Source organism: Scytonema sp. PCC 10023 (assembly GCF_963920835.1).
Classification (GTDB): domain Bacteria; phylum Cyanobacteriota; class Cyanobacteriia; order Cyanobacteriales; family Nostocaceae; genus Kalymmatonema.
Window position 1 is genome coordinate 46247 of record NZ_CAWUDP010000035.1, and the last position, 18976, is coordinate 65222.

General features: G+C 45.5%; 19 protein-coding genes and 1 pseudogene. 10 read left to right on the top strand and 10 right to left on the bottom strand.

The window, feature by feature from the left end; genetic code table 11:
• Positions 1–293: 293 nt before the first annotated feature.
• The 5 genes from ACM0OZ_RS21380 to ACM0OZ_RS21400 form a co-directional block, all read right to left on the bottom strand.
• Positions 294–527, bottom strand: a complete 234-nt coding sequence (locus ACM0OZ_RS21380; RefSeq protein ID WP_414584832.1) for a hypothetical protein — start codon at positions 525–527, stop codon at positions 294–296.
• A 270-nt stretch (positions 528–797) separates the two neighbouring features.
• Positions 798–1052, bottom strand: a complete 255-nt coding sequence (locus tag ACM0OZ_RS21385; RefSeq protein ID WP_414584833.1) for a TIGR03643 family protein — start codon at positions 1050–1052, stop codon at positions 798–800.
• Between the two features lie 212 nt (positions 1053–1264).
• On the bottom strand, positions 1265–3106 hold the full coding sequence (ftsH3, locus tag ACM0OZ_RS21390; protein WP_041036156.1) for an ATP-dependent zinc metalloprotease FtsH3: 1842 nt from the start codon (positions 3104–3106) through the stop codon (positions 1265–1267).
• A 107-nt stretch (positions 3107–3213) separates the two neighbouring features.
• Positions 3214–4005 carry an aminotransferase class IV gene (locus ACM0OZ_RS21395; protein WP_414584873.1) on the bottom strand — a complete coding sequence of 264 codons (792 nt, stop codon included), beginning with the start codon at positions 4003–4005 and terminating at the stop codon, positions 3214–3216.
• A gap of 366 nt (positions 4006–4371) precedes the next feature.
• On the bottom strand, positions 4372–4599 hold the full coding sequence (locus tag ACM0OZ_RS21400) for a hypothetical protein (protein ID WP_083630829.1): 228 nt from the start codon (positions 4597–4599) through the stop codon (positions 4372–4374).
• A 61-nt stretch (positions 4600–4660) separates the two neighbouring features.
• On the opposite strand from ACM0OZ_RS21400, the gene ACM0OZ_RS21405 reads away from it, so the two are divergent.
• Entirely contained in the window at positions 4661–4810 is a 150-nt protein-coding gene (locus ACM0OZ_RS21405; RefSeq protein ID WP_143173019.1) for a DNA-binding protein, read from the top strand.
• A 100-nt stretch (positions 4811–4910) separates the two neighbouring features.
• On the opposite strand, the gene ACM0OZ_RS21410 is transcribed toward ACM0OZ_RS21405, so the two are convergent.
• Complete coding sequence (locus ACM0OZ_RS21410) at positions 4911–5702, bottom strand: hypothetical protein (protein ID WP_414584834.1); 792 nt, start codon at positions 5700–5702, stop codon at positions 4911–4913.
• A gap of 216 nt (positions 5703–5918) precedes the next feature.
• Between ACM0OZ_RS21410 and ACM0OZ_RS21415 the strand changes: the two genes are divergently transcribed.
• From ACM0OZ_RS21415 to ACM0OZ_RS21455, 9 genes and pseudogenes are all read left to right on the top strand, one after another.
• On the top strand, positions 5919–6050 hold the full coding sequence (locus ACM0OZ_RS21415; RefSeq protein WP_414584835.1) for a hypothetical protein: 132 nt from the start codon (positions 5919–5921) through the stop codon (positions 6048–6050).
• Positions 6051–6806: 756 nt separating this feature from the next.
• Complete coding sequence (gene uppS, locus ACM0OZ_RS21420) at positions 6807–7550, top strand: polyprenyl diphosphate synthase (protein ID WP_414584836.1); 744 nt, start codon at positions 6807–6809, stop codon at positions 7548–7550.
• Between the two features lie 42 nt (positions 7551–7592).
• Complete coding sequence (locus ACM0OZ_RS21425) at positions 7593–8795, top strand: family 2 encapsulin nanocompartment cargo protein terpene cyclase (protein ID WP_414584837.1); 1203 nt, start codon at positions 7593–7595, stop codon at positions 8793–8795.
• Positions 8796–8907: 112 nt separating this feature from the next.
• Positions 8908–9625 (top strand): annotated as a pseudogene (locus ACM0OZ_RS21430) (hypothetical protein).
• A 100-nt stretch (positions 9626–9725) separates the two neighbouring features.
• The gene (locus ACM0OZ_RS21435; RefSeq protein WP_414584838.1) at positions 9726–11147 is read left to right on the top strand and encodes a family 2B encapsulin nanocompartment shell protein; all 1422 of its coding nucleotides are present in this window, start codon (positions 9726–9728) and stop codon (positions 11145–11147) included.
• Positions 11148–11214: 67 nt separating this feature from the next.
• On the top strand, positions 11215–13161 hold the full coding sequence (dxs, locus tag ACM0OZ_RS21440) for a 1-deoxy-D-xylulose-5-phosphate synthase (RefSeq protein ID WP_414584839.1): 1947 nt from the start codon (positions 11215–11217) through the stop codon (positions 13159–13161).
• Between the two features lie 72 nt (positions 13162–13233).
• A complete protein-coding gene (gene ispG / locus ACM0OZ_RS21445) occupies positions 13234–14463 on the top strand; it encodes a (E)-4-hydroxy-3-methylbut-2-enyl-diphosphate synthase (RefSeq protein ID WP_414584840.1) in 1230 nt (409 codons plus the stop codon).
• 265 nt (positions 14464–14728) lie between these two features.
• Positions 14729–15946, top strand: a complete 1218-nt coding sequence (locus tag ACM0OZ_RS21450; protein ID WP_414584841.1) for a 4-hydroxy-3-methylbut-2-enyl diphosphate reductase — start codon at positions 14729–14731, stop codon at positions 15944–15946.
• A 349-nt stretch (positions 15947–16295) separates the two neighbouring features.
• A complete protein-coding gene (locus ACM0OZ_RS21455) occupies positions 16296–16550 on the top strand; it encodes a hypothetical protein (protein ID WP_414584842.1) in 255 nt (84 codons plus the stop codon).
• On the opposite strand, the gene ACM0OZ_RS21460 is transcribed toward ACM0OZ_RS21455, so the two are convergent.
• The 4 genes from ACM0OZ_RS21460 to ACM0OZ_RS21475 all read right to left on the bottom strand — a co-directional run bounded on the left by ACM0OZ_RS21460 (position 16547) and on the right by ACM0OZ_RS21475 (position 18857).
• Positions 16547–16915, bottom strand: a complete 369-nt coding sequence (locus ACM0OZ_RS21460; protein ID WP_414584843.1) for a cupin domain-containing protein — start codon at positions 16913–16915, stop codon at positions 16547–16549. The genes ACM0OZ_RS21455 and ACM0OZ_RS21460 overlap by 4 nt on opposite strands.
• A gap of 654 nt (positions 16916–17569) precedes the next feature.
• Entirely contained in the window at positions 17570–17959 is a 390-nt protein-coding gene (locus ACM0OZ_RS21465) for a hypothetical protein (RefSeq protein ID WP_414584844.1), read from the bottom strand.
• Positions 17960–18239: 280 nt separating this feature from the next.
• Positions 18240–18488 (bottom strand): hypothetical protein, encoded by a 249-nt coding sequence (locus ACM0OZ_RS21470; RefSeq protein ID WP_414584845.1) that lies wholly within the window; start codon positions 18486–18488, stop codon positions 18240–18242.
• A gap of 18 nt (positions 18489–18506) precedes the next feature.
• On the bottom strand, positions 18507–18857 hold the full coding sequence (locus ACM0OZ_RS21475; protein ID WP_414584846.1) for a hypothetical protein: 351 nt from the start codon (positions 18855–18857) through the stop codon (positions 18507–18509).
• Positions 18858–18976: the final 119 nt, after the last annotated feature.

Genomic DNA, 18976 nt, shown 5'->3' on the forward strand with positions numbered 1-18976 from the left:
TTTGCAAAAATAGCTGACAATGATAAATCGTGGCTATACAAACGCGCATCCCTTCGGGTTCGCCAGTTGCCTACGGCGGGAAACCCGCCTAAGCCCTGCGGGCAGGCTGCGCCAACAGCACTGGTCTCACCGCAAGGCAAGGACTAATGATATCCTGCTAGTCACGGCTTTGTTTTTGTAGTCTTAGACTTCTAATTTGGAGCGCGAAGCGGCACGAAGTGCGGGCAATTTACAAAAATCGCTGCCAATTTTTTGAGGGCAGAGTATCCTCTGACCTCGAAATATGAAACTAGTTAATTTTCAGGCTGCTCCATTCCTCCAACCAGAAAATTTATATCTTCCCTTGGCAGTTTGGCAGACACATCCTTCCCTCCTGGAAGAGGAAAATGAACATCAAAGGCATCTTCATCGCATTCTACAACCTTTCCTACTAAACCTTCTGGCAGGTTATCATCAACATCGCGAGCCAGTCCAACTAAATCGTTCTTCTCAATAGGCGTTGAATCGCTCTTCTCAATAGGCGTCATATTTGCGACCTCCAGTTACTAGTAAGTATTAGAGTGGGCTGCCAATGCTTTCGCAAAGTATTTTGTTAAAGTATTCTGTTAATCATGACGCATCACTTTCTCATCCACGTCCTACCTTGGCAGGAACTTGGACGCTTAGTACCATGCCTATGGAGGTAGCGACAAAGAAAGAGTTGATCTGTAGGATGCTACATTACCTATCTGAAATTCTTGTCCTCCAAAGCCTTTTAATTCTACTATTGTGTTATTTATTAGTTTTATCGAGCAGATTCAAGTCTTTTGATTGTCTGACTTAAATCGACCTGCAACAAACTCTCGCCTTTGTAAATGCTTGCTGTTGCGTCCACTAACACGTTCCCGCCACATCTGAAAACTGGATGCTTTCATTTCACGGCGCATCAGGGCAATAACCTGCTTTTCTTGCAAGCCGAATTGTTCTTCAATTGCCTCAAATGGTGTTCGGTCTTCCCATGCCATTTCAATGATACGGTCGATACTTTCGGAACCAAGTTCAGGTAACTTCATACGATTTTAGATTTTAGATTTTAAATTTTGAATTGACGACCTGCAGGTATTTGATAGTGAAACTCAACATACCGTAACAAAAAAATCAGGGCAACAATGGAAGATTCCAGAATTACCCTGACTTTAAAGAGTGAAGAATCAAGAGTGAAGAATGAAGAAATTATTTAATCTTTTCTCTTTTGTCTTTTCTCTTCTATCTTCTTTCTTATTTATTAAGCAAACGTTGCGGTTTTCACATCGTTGTTTGCCAACAGTTCTTGCAACTCCTCGGCATCCACTGTTTCTTTTTCAACCAGTATTTGCGCGAGTTGGTCGAGAATGTGGCGGTTACCTACCAACACTTCTTTGGAGCGTTGGTAAGCTGTTTCTACTAGCTTGCGGACTTCTTCATCAATAGCAGCAGCAGTTTCTTCAGAGAAGTCGCGTTCTGCCATGATGTCTCGACCGAGGAACATATTGCCTTGCTGACGACCGAGAGCAACAGGACCTAAGCGATCGCTCATTCCAAAGCGTGTTACCATCTGACGAGCAACACGAGCAACTTGTTGCAAGTCTTGAGCTGCACCAGTGGTCACTTCTTCTTCACCAAAGATGAGTTCTTCAGCAATGCGACCACCTAAGGCAACTGCCATTTGATTTTCCAGATAAGCACGGCTGTACAAACCAGTGTCCATCCGGTCTTCACTGGGGGTAAACCAAGTTAAACCACCAGCTCTACCGCGAGGAATAATGCTAATTTTTTGTACTGGGTCGTAGTCTGGCATCAGCGCACCAACAAGAGCGTGACCTGCTTCGTGGTATGCTACAAGAGTTTTGCGCTTTTCGCTCATCACTCGGTCTTTCTTCTCTGGACCTGCTAGCACGCGATCGATGGCGTCGTTAATTTCATCCATCGAAATTTCGGTTAAATTGCGACGTGCAGCCAGAATTGCAGCTTCATTGAGCAGGTTGGAAAGGTCTGCACCAGTGAACCCAGGGGTACGACGGGCAATTCTATCCAAGTCCACATCTTTTGCCAAGGTCTTACCACGGGCGTGAACTTTGAGAATTTCCCCACGTCCGGCATAATCTGGGCGATCCACGACGACTTGACGGTCGAAACGACCAGGACGCAACAATGCTGCATCCAGAACGTCGGGACGGTTGGTGGCGGCAATAATGATGATGCCTGTGTTGCCTTCAAAGCCGTCCATTTCTGTGAGCAACTGGTTGAGGGTTTGTTCCCGCTCATCGTTACCACCGCCTAAACCTGCACCCCGCTGACGACCTACGGCGTCAATTTCATCAATGAACACGATGCAGGGAGCATTTGTCTTTGCTTGCTCGAACAAGTCGCGGACGCGGGATGCACCCACACCCACAAACATTTCTACAAACTCAGAACCAGAGATAGAGAAGAAGGGGACACCAGCCTCGCCTGCTACTGCACGAGCGAGCAGAGTTTTACCTGTTCCTGGAGGACCAACGAGCAGCACGCCTTTGGGAATTTTTGCTCCAACAGCGGTGAAGCGATCGGCATTTTTCAGAAAGTCTACGACTTCGTTGAGTTCTAGCTTTGCCTGGTCAATACCAGCGACATCGTTAAATGTCACTTGGGTTTGCGGCTCCATTTGGACTCTAGCTCTGGATTTGCCAAAGTTCATTGCTTGGCTACCAGGACCATTTTGAGCGCGGCGTAGCAAGAAGAATAAGCCTACCAGAAGTAATACAGGGAAAAATAAGCTACTTAGTGCCTTAAACCAAAATCCTTCATCGGTTTGCGGCAAAACACTAATATCTACGCCATGTTGGGTGAGAGTGTTGATCAAGTCAGGGTCGTTGACCAAGGTCACGAGCTTCTTACTGCCGTCGCCTGGCGTCACAAGAGCTGTAGACCGATCTGCACTTAAACTGACTTTTGCTACTCTGCCATTTTGAACTTCTTGAATAAACTGACTGTACCGCCATGTATCTCTACTTTGTGGTTGTTTGTCAAAAAACGCTGTCCCCAGCGCAATGACAACAATAAACAGCAGTGCGTACAGCCCCGCATTTCTCCATCGTTTGTTATTCACCCAGGTCAATCCTCCTAGATCTCTTGTGCTTTCCCGTAGCGTCTCTGTAAAGAGAAGGCTTTTTAAGAATTATGTTAACTTATCTTAACGTATACCAAATTTTGCACCTACAATGCTATAAAAAACATCCGCAGTTGTTGAAAACAGGGATGGTGGGGATTATATTCTAGCTTTCCTGTAGGCTCTATAACGGTATGAATCGGGACGGTTTCCACTACACTATTGCTGTAGGCAATAGCTTCAAATCCTTTGACTAGCTCTGGTGTCCAAGGTTCCTCTCGAACAATGTGCTGTTTCAATAGCCAGTCTCGAAGCTGTCCTCGCACGACGCCTGGCAAAATTCCTGCTGTTAAAGGCGGCGTCCACCAACTGCCATCCCGCCATCCCCAGAGGTTGCCTGTACTGGTTTCTAGCCAATTTCCGGCCGCATCCACTAATATCGCTTCTTGGATATTTAACTTTTGGGCGTTAGCCTTTGCCAACCATGCGCTAAGGTAGTTTCCGGTTTTATGAGCGGGTAGACAGCGAACAAATTCTGACGCAGCAAGAGTTGCTATCATACCATTTTTATGTAGTTCTGTCAAGTTTTTTGGCAGCAACCTACCCGTTATCCACTCCCGTCCATCAGGAAAGATGGTGATTCTGAGGACGGGAAAGTGTGCCATCATAAGTTGTGCCCCTTGACGCAATCGCTCTTCATCTGGTAAGAGCCAATCAAAGGTTTGCAAGCTCAATTTTAGGCGATCGCAGTGGGAGCGCCAGTAAGTTAACCGACTATCAAGCGAGTTATCATAAACCCGCAGCGTAGTAAAAACGGTTGCTCCATAGAGTAACCCTGGGTCGTCAATTTCTAATTCTAGAGTTTGAGACTCAACCAATTTGCCGTTGTACCAGAAAATAACCGTAACCTCACTGAGGATGGGTTAATAGTAAACGCTTAAGCGCCTACTATAAGCCTATCAATTCAATCCTTTTCAGATAATTTAATTTTTTGACGCACCCACCCCTTGAAGGGGTGGGATTCATGCGTAGAACCGCATGGGTTGCGTCAAGCAACCCCTACCTATCCGACTAAGGTCCCAGTGGAATCTCTAACCATTTCGCGCCATCTTCTTCAACCACTTTTATAGCTTGACCAGGATAGACTACTTGATACATCCCTCATGCATGAACGGTAATAGGGTAGCTTTGGTTTTTGGCTCAACTCTCTTTTTTTTGCTTTCTTCTCCAATGCTTGAAAGGACTTGAATGCTTCAGCGACACTCTTAAGTGTTTGTTGACCAGCAAGGGAAGTGCATAACCTTATAATTCTCATCAACTTTGAGGTCTTTGCACAACTGGGCATAACTGATAGTTTTGCTGTTTTCAAAATATTGTTGACGGCTCAGGTATACGCCAGTGTTATATAAGCTATTAGAAGCCATGCCTAACACATTTAATATGACTTGTACTATTGCGTCTGGCTTGGTTGCATTCTTCTGGGTCAAAAGCATATCTACCACCTCTTTGTTATACTATTCGCATGACGAATAGTATAACATTAAGGTTTTGAGAATGGCTAGAGATTATAGAATGGTAGTCAGACTGACTGATAAAGAACGGAAGAAAGTTGAGGCACAAGCCAGGAAGTTAGGCGTATCCATGTCTGAAATTGTGCAAGACTGGATAAAAACGTTACCCGACCCAGAGACTGACGGCAACTAAAGTTGCCACGCATTCATGAGCCAGCGCTGTAGACGGAGAAGCCAGTGCAGGCGACTGGCGTCCCATGCCGTCGATGACGGATGTGTACGACAAGAGTCGGTCACATCCTCATGGGCTTTCTGCTTTCAATACTGTAAATACCGTCAGGATTGGTGATAACTTTTCCTCCCAAAGCTTCAATTTCATTGATTGCTCGCTGACGAGTTGTTTTATCAACTTGATTATTTAATATCATTGTCCAACTAGCAATTCGAGCCAATTTACTGTTAGGATTTTTCTTGAGGAATTCAGCGGTTTTCTGCGAAACCGATGCCGCTTGTTTGCTTTCTTGATCTGTATGCTGGCTAGCCCAATCTGCTGCTATTTCAAAGGAGTCTTGAGCGGTTGATGATTTTCCTAAAAATAATAACTCATCAATACCTTTATACCGCCACACATAATAAGACTTTTCCGGAACCCAAGGAGATAGTGACTTTAAAGCTTTCTCTGTTAATTTTATAGAACGTTCTGGCATACCTGCATACATGGAAGTACTGGTAGAAAGGCTTAGATAGGCAGGTATAAATCGCGGATCGCGTCCCAAAATGACTTCAAAGTATTCTGGGCTTAGACTGTAACCTGTTTTGGCACGAGCTTCATCATCGCCAAAGTATTGCACAAAATTGAGATAAACCCAATTGGCAATGATGTTATTGTAACCAAAAGTTGGCATTCTTTTTAAGAAATTTAGGCGCACCTTTTCTGAGTCAATTGTTCTTTGTATTTCTAATGAAGCAGTTTTGTTACTATGAAGTAGTTTTTGCATTTTTGGAAATTGGAGCCAGCCAACTCCTAACATACACAAACCGGCTGCAAAAGATGCAGTGAAACTTTGACGAGATAGGGCAAACATCTTAGTTTACTGGTACAGTATCAGACTACAGGTATATAATTCCCTTTCATCTCGTCAAATTAACAGTGGTTCGCTCTATATTTAGCAAAAGATAAAAAAGCTTTTATGCAATTATTTTAATTATTTTAATACTTACGTCAAAATCAACCCGTACTGAGCCAGCAGCGCAAGCGCATCTAATTTTGTGCTGAACAATACAGACTATAGAGCGAAATTATGAATGTCACTTTCAATGAAGATGCTTGCCGTGTTCGTAGCGGACATGCACCACAAAACCTTGGTCTGCTGCGACGGATTGCTCTGAATGCTCTGAATTTTTCTTTCAAGCATCTTCTCAAATCCCCTTGACAGCTATTTCACAACCTTAACTTGTGACAAATGGTCGCGCCGTGCTTGTAGCAACTGGCGTCAAAGTGGCGTTTGAGTTATTTATTACAAAAGCTTAACAATTAGTACTTTTTCTTTAAGATCTGTCTTAAATGTTTTAACTATCTGCTTAAGTGTCTTAACTGTCTTAACTGTCCTCTCATTCTTCAATTTTTTGCTGCTTAAGTGTCTTAACTGTCTTAACTGTCCTCTCATTCTTCCATTTTTGATTGAGATATCTGCTTAGCTGCTTTACTCTACCTATTGTTTTTTTTTCTAACTATGAAAAAGTTTGATAGTGCAAACAACGCAGCAAAAATATTCGAGAGATATAGAAGAGATATAGATATGAAATATGCAGTCCTTTGAATTACCGGATTTTTATATGCCTTGGCCCGCGCGGCTGAACCCTAACCTAGAGGGTGCGCGCAAACAATCCAAGATGTGGGCATATATGGTGGGGATACTCGGATCGGGCGAGGACTCAGTAGCTTAAATTGATAGGTTTAAATGAACAATGACTTCAAGTAAGCAACCTTTTGAGTTGCCGAGTTTTAATGTACCTTGGCCGGCACGGCTGAACCCTAACCTGGAAGCGGCACGGGTACATTCTAAAGCCTGGACTTATGAAATGGGGATTTTGGGTGGGGCAGAGGGTTCAGAAGATTATGGGATTTGGGATGAGCGCAAGTTTGATGCCCATGACTATGCATTATTGTCTTCCTATATAAGGGTACTATGGACGCTACGATCTCCATGTTTGACCAAAACAGACCTCCTGAGCATGGCGCTTATGGGCACGTGCCGCGTCATGTTGCGATCATCCTCGACGGGAACCGTCGCTGGGCACGCGCTCAGAAACTAGCAGACGTCAGTGAAGGACATCGCATCGGTTTCGATAAGATTCCCGAGGTTCTGTCCTGGTGTGAGGATTTGGGAATCCGAATCGTGACGCTGTGGATGCTGTCCACGGACAATATCAGGAACCGTCCGAGTAGGGAACTTGCAGCTCTGTACGAGATTGACGAGAATGTGGTGCGACGCCTGGTCGATGGCAAGCGCTTCAAGCTAAACCCTATCGGATCGCTGAAACTGTTGCCGGACAGGCTTGCAGGGGTGTTGCGAGCCGCTGCGGAGAAGACACGCGACGTCTCGGGGATGCTGGTCAACCTCGGGATCGCCTACGGCGGACGAGAGGATCTCCTGGAGGCGATCCAATCCGTGATTGCTGATGTTGTTGCCTCGGGCGAGATCCAGATCACGGAGGAGCTTTTGACCGCCCATCTGTCTACGGCGGGCCAGCCAGATCCGGATCTGGTCATTCGTACATCCGGAGAGTACCGAACCTCAGGTTTTCTGCTGTGGCAGGCGGCGCTCTCTGAGCTGTATTTCTGCGACTGCCATTGGCCCGACTTCACTAGGGCCCATCTCCTGCAAGCCGTCCAAGCCTACAGCGTGCGCGATCGCCGTTTCGGCTGTTAGCTGGGCTGCGTGAATCATATTTCTAGGCAAGCGAGGAGCCAAGTGCACAAATTCACCATAAATCCTACGGGACTAGGCACTTCAGCCGTCCGGCTCGTTGAAGCGCTCAAGAGCAACCGTGGGCAAACCGCAGCGGATTCGACACCCGATGCCGTGACATGCCCCCCGACGCCGCCTCTAACACCCCTCTCCGGCGGATCTGTAACCGCGCCGATCACGCCCACCACCTTTCTCGGTCCGAGCACATCCGTCTACCAGCCACCGTTCGACTCTGCAGCAGGGGTTACCGTCCCCTCACTGTACTGCCCAGATCCAATTCGCATTGACGAGGATCTGGCGAACGATGTCAACGAAAGGCTGATGGCCTGGGTCGAGAAGATCGGGATCTTCGCCGAACACCTCGACCACGTTCGGGCTTGCCACTACGGCCGCTACGCCATGCTCATTCATCCGGACACGAATGACCCCGACCGGATCCTGCTGGCCGCGCAGTGCATGGCTGCGCTGTTTGCAGTTGATGACCATTACTGCGATGACGAACGTACCGGGTCTGACCCCGCTATTCTAGGCCGCCGCCTCGCCCTCACCCAATCGGCGCTGGACCCAGTCTATATTCTTGACCCGGAGTACGACGCTCAATTCAAGGCAGCAATGAAGTCCGACCCGGTCCGCGTCGGGCTCACCGCATATATCGACCGCGTCGCCGAGTATGGTACGCCCGAGCAGGTCGACCGGGTCCGCCTCGGCACTGTCACCATGTTTATTCCGATGAATTGGGAGGCGGCCTGGCGGATCACTGGCGGTCTGCCTCCTGTGTGGGAATACTTAGCCGTTCGCCAAGCCAACAGCTTCGGACCGTGCATGACGCTAATCGATATCATCGGCGGCTACGAAGTGCCGGGCGCGCTCTACTCCCTTCCCGCAGTCCGCCGAGCCACCATGATTGCCGGTACCGCAAGCATTATTCTTAATGACCTTTACTCGATGGCTAAGGAGACTCAGCCAGGTATCGGTGACGGGGGACTGCCCGCCATTATCGCTGCCGAAAGTGGCTGCTCGTTGCAGGAAGGGACCGACCGCACTGCGACGATCCACAATGACCTGGTGCGCGAATTCGAGACCGCACAGCGGCAGATTATGTCTAAGGTTCCCTCGGTGGAGCTTTGGCGGTATCTGGCAGGCCTGCACGCGTGGCTCGGCGGCAGCCGCGAATGGCACAGCAAGAGTGGACGCTACCAGGTCTAACTGAACGGACACCACGGCTATACGGGTCGGGTTGTTGTCCAGTCCAGGAAGGTTGGGTTTGTAATCCAGTTAATCAGATCAGTTTTTTGTTGTTAATCAGTAAGGATATTTTATGACCAGTTCTGCGAATTTACCGAACTCAGAAATTGAGCGTCTGCACCAGCAAATGAGCTTGAGTACAGAAGGTGCACGTAACCTAGCAATGACCACCAAGACCAAGCCGCAGATGCAAGGCATCAGCTCACGGTGGCTGTTAAAACTGCTGCCTTGGGTAGAAACAGTGGGTGGTAGCTTTCGAGTCAACCGCCGCTTAACCTATACAGTTGGAGATGGACGGGTCAGCTTTACCAATACAGGATCTCAAATACAGGTCATTCCTCAAGAACTCACTGAGTTACCTTTATTACGGGGATTTGAAGATGTCGAGGTCTTAAACGCCTTGGCTAGTCAATTTGTGCAACGAGAATATGCTGCGGGTTCTGTCATCATACAAGCAGGTCAAAACGCTGATCAAGTATTGCTGATTGCCCATGGTAAGGTAAATAAAATTGGCCCAGGCAAGTATTCCCATCTATCCTTGCAATAAGATTCCCGTTACAACAGAGCGTACTAGCTCCATCATGTTAATGCGTGTGGGAGCAGCCAACCAGGGTGTCATTGGTCTGCACAAAACAAATATTCCTGATGAATATCAACCTAGTTTGTCTGTGCGCTTCATGGGTATTAACGAAAAGGCCGTGATTTCCTACCTGGTTAGTGCTTACTACTCTACAGCCGTTCTCGTTCCTGACGCACTAGGCATCCTTGAAGATGTAGAAATTGGTCTCTAAGTAGTCAGACATCGTCTTTAAAATAGGGGCGAACAGATGTTCGCCTCTACCCTCGATGCTTTCTTAGGAATGTAAATCTAGTACATGAAAAGTTAAAACTATGACAGCGACAGATGCTTTGAATCCGTCGAATTTGGGGCTTGAGAACGCGCAACCGCAAATGAGCTTAAGCACGAAAGCAGCGCGGAATTTAGCTGAAACCACGAAAACTCCGCCCCAGATGCAGGGCATTACCCCAAGGTGGTTGTTACAAATGTTGCCTTGGGTAGAAGTCACGGGTGGAGCTTATCGGGTTAACCGTCGCTTGACTTATAATGTTGGCGATGGACGTGTCAGCTTTACCAATACAGGAGCCGAAGTGCGGGTTATTCCCCAAACACTTTGTGAACTACCTTTACTGCGTGGGTTTGAGGATATTGAGGTACTCAACGCCTTGGCAGCCCGCTTTGTGCAACAAGAATTTTCCAGTGGTCAGGTCATTGTACAGGAAGGTCAACCAGCCGACCGGGTGTTATTAATTGCCCATGGTAAAGTTAATAAGTTTAAGGCAGGAAAGTATGAGGCGGAAGCTTTACAGGATGCCTATATCTTATCTGACGGCGCTCATTTTGGCGATCAAGCTATAGTTCTGTCTCAGGATACTTGGGATGTTAGCCTCAGAGCCATTACGCGCTGCATAGTTTTGTCTTTGCCAATACAGGCGTTTCGGGAGTTGATGAATCAGTCTGAAGCGTTGCAGACTCAGGTTGATCGCTTTAGAGCTATATTGAGACAACCCCGGGATAAGCACAATCAAGCGGCGATCGCCATGAGCGCAGGTCATAGTCAGGAAACTGAGTTACCCAGGACATTTGTTAATTACGACTTGAATCCACGGGAGTATGAGTTAAGCGTCGCTCAAACCATTTTACAGGTGAATACGCGAGTTGCTGACCTCTACAACGAACCCATGAACCAGACTGAGCAACAATTACGGTTGACTATTGAAGCGTTGCGGGAACGGCAAGAATACGAAATGCTTAATAATCCTGATTTCGGGTTGTTGCACAATGCTGATCTCAAGCAACGCATCTTTACCCGCACCGGTCCACCGACTCCAGACGATTTTGATGAATTGCTGTCTCGGCGGCGCAAATCCCGTTTTTTCCTGGCTCACCCTCGCGCGATCGCTGCTTTTGGTCGAGAGTGTAATCGTCGTGGAGTCGATTCCCCAAGCATCGAGGTCAACGGAAAGATTGTACCTGCTTGGCGGAATTATCCAATTTTTCCTTGTAACAAAATTCCTATCACCAAGGAGGGTACTACCTCTATTTTGGTACTCCGTGTCGGAGAAGAAAACCAAGGGGTGGTAGGTCTACACAAAACGGGTATCCCTGATGAATACCAACCCAGTTTGTCTGTCCGATTGATGGGCATCAACGAAAAAGCCATCATGTCTTACCTTGTTACTGCCTATTACTCCGCAGCCATACTTATCCCTGACGCACTCGGCGTTCTCGAAAATGTAGAAGTCGGGCGTTGAGGCAAGGGGTCGGACATCTCAACGCCAAGGAGATAACATTTCACGTTGGACTAGTGAAAAGTCAGATATGAATCTAAATCGAATAACTCATCCAAATCAGTTGCATGGACTATCAATTGTGCAACTGCAAGATATCGCACGCCAGATACGAGAAAAACACTTACAAACAGTCGCCACTAGTGGTGGTCACTTGGGTTCTGGTTTAGGTGTAGTTGAACTTACTTTAGGGCTTTACCAGACTTTAGACCTTGACTATGATAAGGTAATTTGGGATGTCGGTCATCAAGCCTATCCGCACAAGCTAATCACTGGGCGCTGCGATCGCTTTCATACTCTGCGCCAAAAGAATGGCATTGCTGGCTATCTCAAGCGCTGCGAAAGTCAGTTCGATTGCTTTGGAGCTGGTCATGCATCTACTAGTATATCTGCGGCTTTGGGCATGGCTGTTGCCAGAGATATCAAGGGTGAGAAATTCAAAGTAGTGGCAGTGATTGGTGATGGGGCTCTTACAGGCGGTATGGCTTTAGAAGCAATTAACCATGTTGGTTCCTTGCCTAAAACTAAGTTGTTGGTTGTACTCAACGATAATGAAATGTCAATTTCACCCAACGTTGGTGCCCTCTCTTCTCACTTAAATAAATTGCGGTTTAGCCCTCCCATACAGTTATTCAAAAAACTCGAAGAACAGCTGGAATCAATAACTTCTATAGATTCTTTTATACCAGAGTTAAATCGCTTCAAACAAGGGTTCAAACGCTTGGTAGTCCCTAAAGTGGGAGCAGTGTTTGAAGAACTGGGTTTCACCTATATTGGGCCAGTTGATGGACACAATCTAGAGGAATTGATTGCCACATTTGAAATAGCACATCAACAAGTTGGCCCGGTATTGGTACATGTAGTAACTGTCAAAGGCAAAGGATATGAAATCGCTGAGCAAGACAAATTAAACTACCATGCTCAAAACAAATTTGACTTAGCTACCGGCAAAGCAATTACTTCAAATAAGCCCAAAGCCCCTAGCTACTCTAAAGTATTTGGTGAAACCCTAACTAAAGTTGCCAAAAACAATCCTAAAGTCATTGGCATAACTGCGGCTATGGCTACTGGCACAGGCTTAGATATTCTGCAAAAACAACTGCCCCAGCAGTACATTGATGTGGGAATTGCCGAACAGCATGCCGTCACTTTAGCAGCAGGTCTAGCTTGTGAAGGGATGCGTCCTGTTGTCACGATTTATTCAACTTTTTTGCAGCGAGCCTACGACCAAATAATTCACGATGTCTGCATTCAAAATCTGCCTGTGTTCTTCTGCATGGACAGGGCTGGGATTGTTGGTGCTGATGGCCCCACCCACCAAGGGATGTACGATATTGCTTATTTACGTTGTATTCCTAACATGGTACTAATGGCTCCCAAAGATGAAGCCGAACTCCAGCAAATGCTAATAACTGGTATTAACTATACTGATGGTGCGATCGCCATGCGCTATCCACGCGGAAATGGCTATGGAGTTCCCCTATTAACAGAAGGTTGGCAGCCATTGCCAATAGGCAAAGGCGAAATTATCCGTCACGGAAAAGATGTGCTGATGGTTGCATATGGTTCGATGGTCTATCCATCACTGCAAGCTGCTGCCAGCTTAAGCGAACACGGGATCGAAGCAACTGTAGTCAATGCCCGCTTTGCCAAACCTTTAGACACAGACTTAATAGTACCTCTAGCAAAGCAATTTAATCGAGTGTTCACCCTTGAAGAGGGCTGTTTGATTGGGGGCTTTGGTTCAGCCGTTGCCGAAGCCTTACTTGATCGCAATGTAGTAGTTCCAGTTATCCGCATTGGCGTTCCTGACTCCTTAGTAGAACATGCAACTCCAGAAGAATCACAATTAGAACTAGGCTTAACTGGTTCTCAAATTGCCGATCGCGTCCGCAAAGAAGTGCAATCACCCAAACTTGATGTCCAAGTATGGCAAGAAACTCCTGTTGAACAAAAGACTGATGCTGTTATTCGCTGAAGCAATTTTTCCTCGTCACTGGGCACTATTCAACAAAGGCATTCAAAACTGTAGTAATGTAGCTTGTACCTGATGACTACTATTTCCACTTTTATCACTTCTAACTCTTATTCTAATGAGAGCATAACTAGCACTATCATCCCCAGGCGCAAAACTCGGAGCGTTCGCGTTAGCAAGGTGACGATTGGTGGTGGTAGTCCTGTAGTAGTGCAATCGATGATTAATGAGGACACTTTAGACATAGTAGGTTCCGTCAGTGCAATTCGTCGCCTGCATGAAATCGGTTGTGAGATTGTCCGCGTTACCGTACCTAGTTTGGCTCACGCCAAAGCCGTTGCTGAAATTAAACAGCAACTAAAACAGACTTACCAAGATGTACCCCTAGTAGCCGATGTTCATCACAACGGCATGAAAATCGCTTTGGAAGTCGCAAATTATGTAGATAAAGTGCGAATTAATCCAGGGTTGTACGTATTTGAAAAACCTAGCAACCATCGCAGTGAATACACACAAACAGAATTTGAGGAAATTGGTGACAAAATTCGTGAAACCTTAAAACCTCTGGTGATCTCTTTGCGCGATCAGGGAAAGGCTATGCGAATTGGCGTAAACCACGGCTCTCTAGCAGAACGGATGCTGTTTACCTATGGTGATACTCCAGAAGGTATGGTGCAATCGGCTCTAGAATTTATCCGCATTTGTGAATCTTTTGACTTCCGCAACTTAATTATTTCACTCAAAGCTTCTAAAGTACCAGTGATGCTTGCTGCTTACCGCTTGCTAGTCAAGCGGATGGATGAGTTGGGTATGGATTATCCCTTACACTTGGGTGTCACCGAAGCAGGTGATGGAGAATATGGCCGGATTAAGTCTACAGCGGGAATTGCTACTTTATTAGCTGATGGCATTGGCGATACAATTCGCGTCTCCTTGACGGAAGCACCAGAAAAAGAAATTCCCGTTTGCTACAGCATTCTGCAAGCACTGGGACTACGCAAAACTATGGTCGAGTATGTTGCTTGTCCCTCTTGTGGCCGCACCTTGTTTAATCTCGAAGAGGTGTTGCATCAAGTTCGAGAAGCCACCAAGCACCTGACTGGTTTAGATATTGCTGTTATGGGCTGTATAGTCAACGGCCCTGGCGAAATGGCAGATGCAGATTATGGTTATGTTGGCAAGCAACCTGGTTATATCTCTTTGTATCGTGGGCGCGAAGAAATCAAAAAAGTCCCTGAGTCTAAAGGGGTTGAGGAACTGATTAATTTGATTAAAGCTGACGGGCGTTGGGTTGACCGGCCCTAAGAAAGCAGGGAAAGTCAAAACTTAGGAAGCAGCAGAATTAATTCATCCCTTCATTCAGCAACGCCAATTATTTTTTACGCACCCGAGTTTATGGGGTATTGAGGAATCAAAACGCAAAAGTCAAGAATTAGTTGACCTAGCCAAAGCTGAACTTGCTGGTTTTGGAGATAAGGCACAACCTCTAATGGCGATCGCAGATTATATCACAGCAAGAACGCAATAATCCTTGATTTGGCATACTTTTAGCATATATGAGGTCTGAAAAATGGATACCAAAGCTTTCAAGCGATCGCTGCATAGTTCTGAACAGTACTATCGTAAGGGATTTGGCCACTCAGAACAAGCAATAGCAATGCTGCAACTAGAGTACCAAAGTAACTTAATTCAAAATATACGTAACAATGGCTACACATTACAGCAAGGTGACGTGACAATTCACCTAGCACAAGCAATGGGATTTTGTTGGGGAGTAGAGCGAACCATTGCCTTAGCTTACGAAACACGTCAACAATTTCCTTTTAATCGTATTTGGATTACTAACGAAATCATTCATAACCCCCTAGTTAACCAAAATATGCAAGATATGGGGGTGAAATTTATTCCTGTCAATTGGCAAGGAAAAAAGGATTTTTCGGTTGTTACTAAAGAAGATGTCGTGATTTTACCAGCCTTTGGAGCTAGCTTTGAAGAAATGCAGCTATTAAAGGAAAAAGGCTGTAAAGTGATGGATACAACTTGTCCTTGGGTTTCCAAGGTATGGAATCATGTAGAAAAGCACAAGAAAAGAAATTATACCTCGATCATTCATGGCAAGTACAAGCACGAGGAAACAATTGCTACTAGTTCTTTTGCTGGCAAATATTTAGTCATTCTAAATTTACAACAGGCTGAGTATGTCTGCAATTACATCCTCAATGGCGGCAATTGTGAAGAGTTTTTAGCTAAATTTAGCCATGCTTATTCTCCAGGATTCAATCCAGACACAGACCTAGCCTGTGTGGGTATTGCTAACCAAACCACTATGTTGAAAGGAGAAACTGAGCAAATCAGCAAGCTCTTTGAACGTACACTTATACGTAAATATGGCCCGGAGCAAATTAACGATCATTTCCTGAGTTTTAACACCATTTGCGATGCTACCCAAGAACGTCAAGATGCAATGCTGAAACTTGTTGAGCAAAAGTTGGACTTGATCGTGGTTGTCGGCGGATTTAACTCTTCTAACACAACTCAACTTCAAACAATCGCTACTTCCCACGGGATTCCTTCCTATCACATTGATACTGCTGAACGTATTGGCCCAGGAAATCGCATTGAACATCAAAAGTTACATTCCTCTTTGGAAGTGGTTGAAAACTGGTTACAACCTGGTCAAATTATCGTTGGGATTACCTCTGGAGCTTCTACCCCAGATACAGTTGTTGCTGATGTTATCAAGAAAATTTTTGAAATTAACAATACCTTCGCCAAAAAAAGAGGATGAACAGAGAGGGCCGATGTAGTAGAGTTATTGTCTTTCACAACGACAACTCAAAAGCTATAAGCAGCCCATGTTCGACATATTAGCACTCTTACAATGCCTCCTGCCGCAGATCAACGGTACGACTATGCGTCAATGAACCGGATAATAACGGCAATGCTAGCAACTGTACTTTAGACTAAGAAGCACAAAATGACTCAGGTTATCAATTTTACTTAATCTTGAATGTCAAGCTAGGCAAGGTCAGCCTCTGAGTCCTTACGGACACGCTCCGCGAACGGGGAAGTCAAAAGTGAAGGTAACAAGTCAGGCATTGAAGACCCCATGACTGAAGTTGGGGGCTTGAATAAAGTTGCTCCGCATTTTTTATTTTCCAGAACCGCGCGTTGGGGGCTTGTATCCTTTTCTTTTTTGGTCAACGACTCTCCCACTGCTGATTGTATTTGATAAAAAACCAGTATTTAAGATTGCTCCATTCTTTTCCTTAGACGAACTATATACAGAAGGGGCTGACAATGTACGGTATGAATTACCCCATCAATCAGATTGGACAGAAATATTTAACCGCTTTAATGATTTTTTCAAATTAGCAGAAACCTTTTCCTAAGTTTCAGAATCTCGATTCACAGTCTCAGGTGAGAAGGCTGGAAGACACACGGAAATATATTCTGCACCTTCCTGACTAGGAGTACTGTAGCGAACCGATTCACCTGCACGCGCAATCACTGCCTGTCCTGCGTGAACGTCCATTTGACCGCCCTCATATTCAACCCGAAGCATTCCTTTAAGAACAACAGTGAACTCGTCGAAATCAGGTCTTTGTCCGGGTTCTATCCAACCACCAGGGGAACGCATATGGGCAATACTAACAGCTGCGGTTTGAGTTGATACTCGACCGATATACTCATCAATCAATTTGGGCTTATTTCCTGCGGCTTCAATCCGATTCGGTTGAGGTATAAGTTGCGGCATGGTCGTTTTATAGAATTGTTGTCATTGTCAAAGTAAAAGTTTACTCTAATCTCAGTTTATTAAAGAAACTGGTTATAGCCGATACAGCAAAATTCTGGAAAGTTCTGGTAAAGTTCTTGAAAGTAGTTTTGCTTAGCTCATAGAAATATGCTTATACGTCCAGATTTTTGTTAACTGGACGTATAAACCTTCCTATGCAAGAGCCGGGATTATCACTCAAAAACTCTATGTAATAAATCAAAGAGCTTTCCAACTGGTAAATTCAACACGTGTTGGAGCGAATTGAGCCTTTTTTAGCATTTTCCGTATGTAAGTACAAATTACGTAAGCGACTTAACACGAATGAAAAAAGGGACACAAGGACAGTTAAGACAGTTCAGACACTTCACTTATATTTAATAAAGACTTAATAAAAATAGGTTTCGAGAATAAAAGTTCTAGACGCACTGTATTAATTGACACAATTTTTTGTAACTTGAACTCCAGCTTTAGAAAGGGGATTTACAAATATCGGCATCGATAGTATGAAGCAAATGAAAACGGTTCAGCAGAAGCCTCCAGTAGTAGCACCCACTGGGGGCTTTTAATTATAAGCTGTGGATCATGATTGGTTCTCGGTATTGCCAAGGGTTTCATGCGAGAAATAATTTTGGGTCAAGCCAGGGTTTGTGGACAGTAGCCCAATCCCCTGATGAAATGTTGCCGGAACTCTTCTATCTCCTCTTTTTCTGGCTTACCATGAGAAACTACAGCAACCTGGTAGCGACGCATGACATCAACCGGGGACGCTCCGCCAGCCAAACTCCAAAGTGCCAATTGTACTCGCTTTGGTGGTGAGTACCTCATTCCTAATTCACTTAACATTGCCCTCAAATTACCATCTTCTTGAGGTGAGACCTGATGCTTTAGTTTGACTCTAACCACCCAGCCGTCAATAGTATTAATTACGGTGACGAAGCTGACTCTGAGTTGAGGTAACCCAAGCAGGTATTCAACCAACCGCAGTGTAAGGCTGGCATTCGGAAGATAGCAGAGGTATTCCATATGAGTGCTGGTGAATTGGGGTTAGTTCACTTTAAACATAGGGAAACAATTTGAGGAACTTGTGAGCAAGAGATTTATTAGTTTTAAGATGTTTTTATAGATTTCTGCTTTTTCTCGGTCACATCAGATGTAGCCTTATCACTCTTGTCTAACCTCTCATCGTTCCCATCTTCCCCTTGGATAAATCCTGCTCACGCGTTGGTCAACCTTATTCATTCGTGCGGAGGTTATACCCGGCTTTGAGGCGGCATTCAGGCCCAACCAAACATGCTAATTAACATCAAAAACGAGTATTCAAGTTGGGCATTTTGCCAAGGTTGACCAACGCGTGAGTAATTTTAATGAAACCCCATTCCATGCAGTAACGGCGGGGTGATTTTGCGTTTGCCGTGTGCGCGATCGCATAAGCATAAGCATGAATTTTTACCGGAACCAGTAAAAAGTCCGCTCCCCTTTCAAAATGATCTTGGAGGGGTGGCGACCAAGACTGGCGACGGATGAATGCGATCGCGATTCGGGGCAGTGGCAAAGCCAATCACACTGGCTTTTATCCCGGAACAGCAGGCACCTCTCGGAGCAAATCGGGTTCGTTGTGTACAAATGTAATTTGTAATGTCCCTACTAGCTCTTTCTCTTTCAGCGTCGAGTCATTAGCACTCATGAGTTGCTCCAGGCTCTCTTGGCTCAAATGCAGACCTGTTTGTTGCACAGATGCAGCGAGTTTGTCTAAGTTGGCGCTCGGCACCTCAAAGTTGATGCAGGTTAGGATGTTCGAGTACAGGTGGAAGTCAGTAATCCAAGCTCCTGCTTGGTTAATCGCCTCACTCACACGAGCAGTCATCTGAATCCGTTCTGCTTTAGTAAACCCATCCAGGCGTAGAAATTGTTGCTCAAACACAAGCTAACCTCCGAAGTGAATCAGATTTAATATAGGGGAGTGACGAGAGAGTCGTCTTCATCCTGTCAGCTCACCTACTTGGGTGATATGAAGACAGCACTTAATGTTGTGGTTGTCCC

Bases quoted from the DNA above. Each gene is read 5' to 3' on its own strand.
- ACM0OZ_RS21380 (WP_414584832.1), bottom strand. From the start codon at position 527: ATGACGCCTATTGAGAAGAGCGATTCAACGCCTATTGAGAAGAACGAT.
- ACM0OZ_RS21385 (WP_414584833.1), bottom strand. From the start codon at position 1,052: ATGAAGTTACCTGAACTTGGTTCCGAAAGTATCGACCGTATCATTGAA.
- ACM0OZ_RS21400 (WP_083630829.1), bottom strand. From the start codon at position 4,599: ATGCTTTTGACCCAGAAGAATGCAACCAAGCCAGACGCAATAGTACAA.
- ACM0OZ_RS21405 (WP_143173019.1), top strand. From the start codon at position 4,661: ATGGCTAGAGATTATAGAATGGTAGTCAGACTGACTGATAAAGAACGG.
- ACM0OZ_RS21410 (WP_414584834.1), bottom strand. From the start codon at position 5,702: ATGTTTGCCCTATCTCGTCAAAGTTTCACTGCATCTTTTGCAGCCGGT.
- ACM0OZ_RS21415 (WP_414584835.1), top strand. From the start codon at position 5,919: ATGAATGTCACTTTCAATGAAGATGCTTGCCGTGTTCGTAGCGGACAT.
- uppS (WP_414584836.1), top strand. From the start codon at position 6,807: ATGGACGCTACGATCTCCATGTTTGACCAAAACAGACCTCCTGAGCAT.
- ACM0OZ_RS21435 (WP_414584838.1), top strand. From the start codon at position 9,726: ATGACAGCGACAGATGCTTTGAATCCGTCGAATTTGGGGCTTGAGAAC.
- dxs (WP_414584839.1), top strand. From the start codon at position 11,215: ATGAATCTAAATCGAATAACTCATCCAAATCAGTTGCATGGACTATCA.
- ispG (WP_414584840.1), top strand. From the start codon at position 13,234: ATGACTACTATTTCCACTTTTATCACTTCTAACTCTTATTCTAATGAG.
- ACM0OZ_RS21450 (WP_414584841.1), top strand. From the start codon at position 14,729: ATGGATACCAAAGCTTTCAAGCGATCGCTGCATAGTTCTGAACAGTAC.
- ACM0OZ_RS21460 (WP_414584843.1), bottom strand. From the start codon at position 16,915: ATGCCGCAACTTATACCTCAACCGAATCGGATTGAAGCCGCAGGAAAT.
- ACM0OZ_RS21465 (WP_414584844.1), bottom strand. From the start codon at position 17,959: ATGGAATACCTCTGCTATCTTCCGAATGCCAGCCTTACACTGCGGTTG.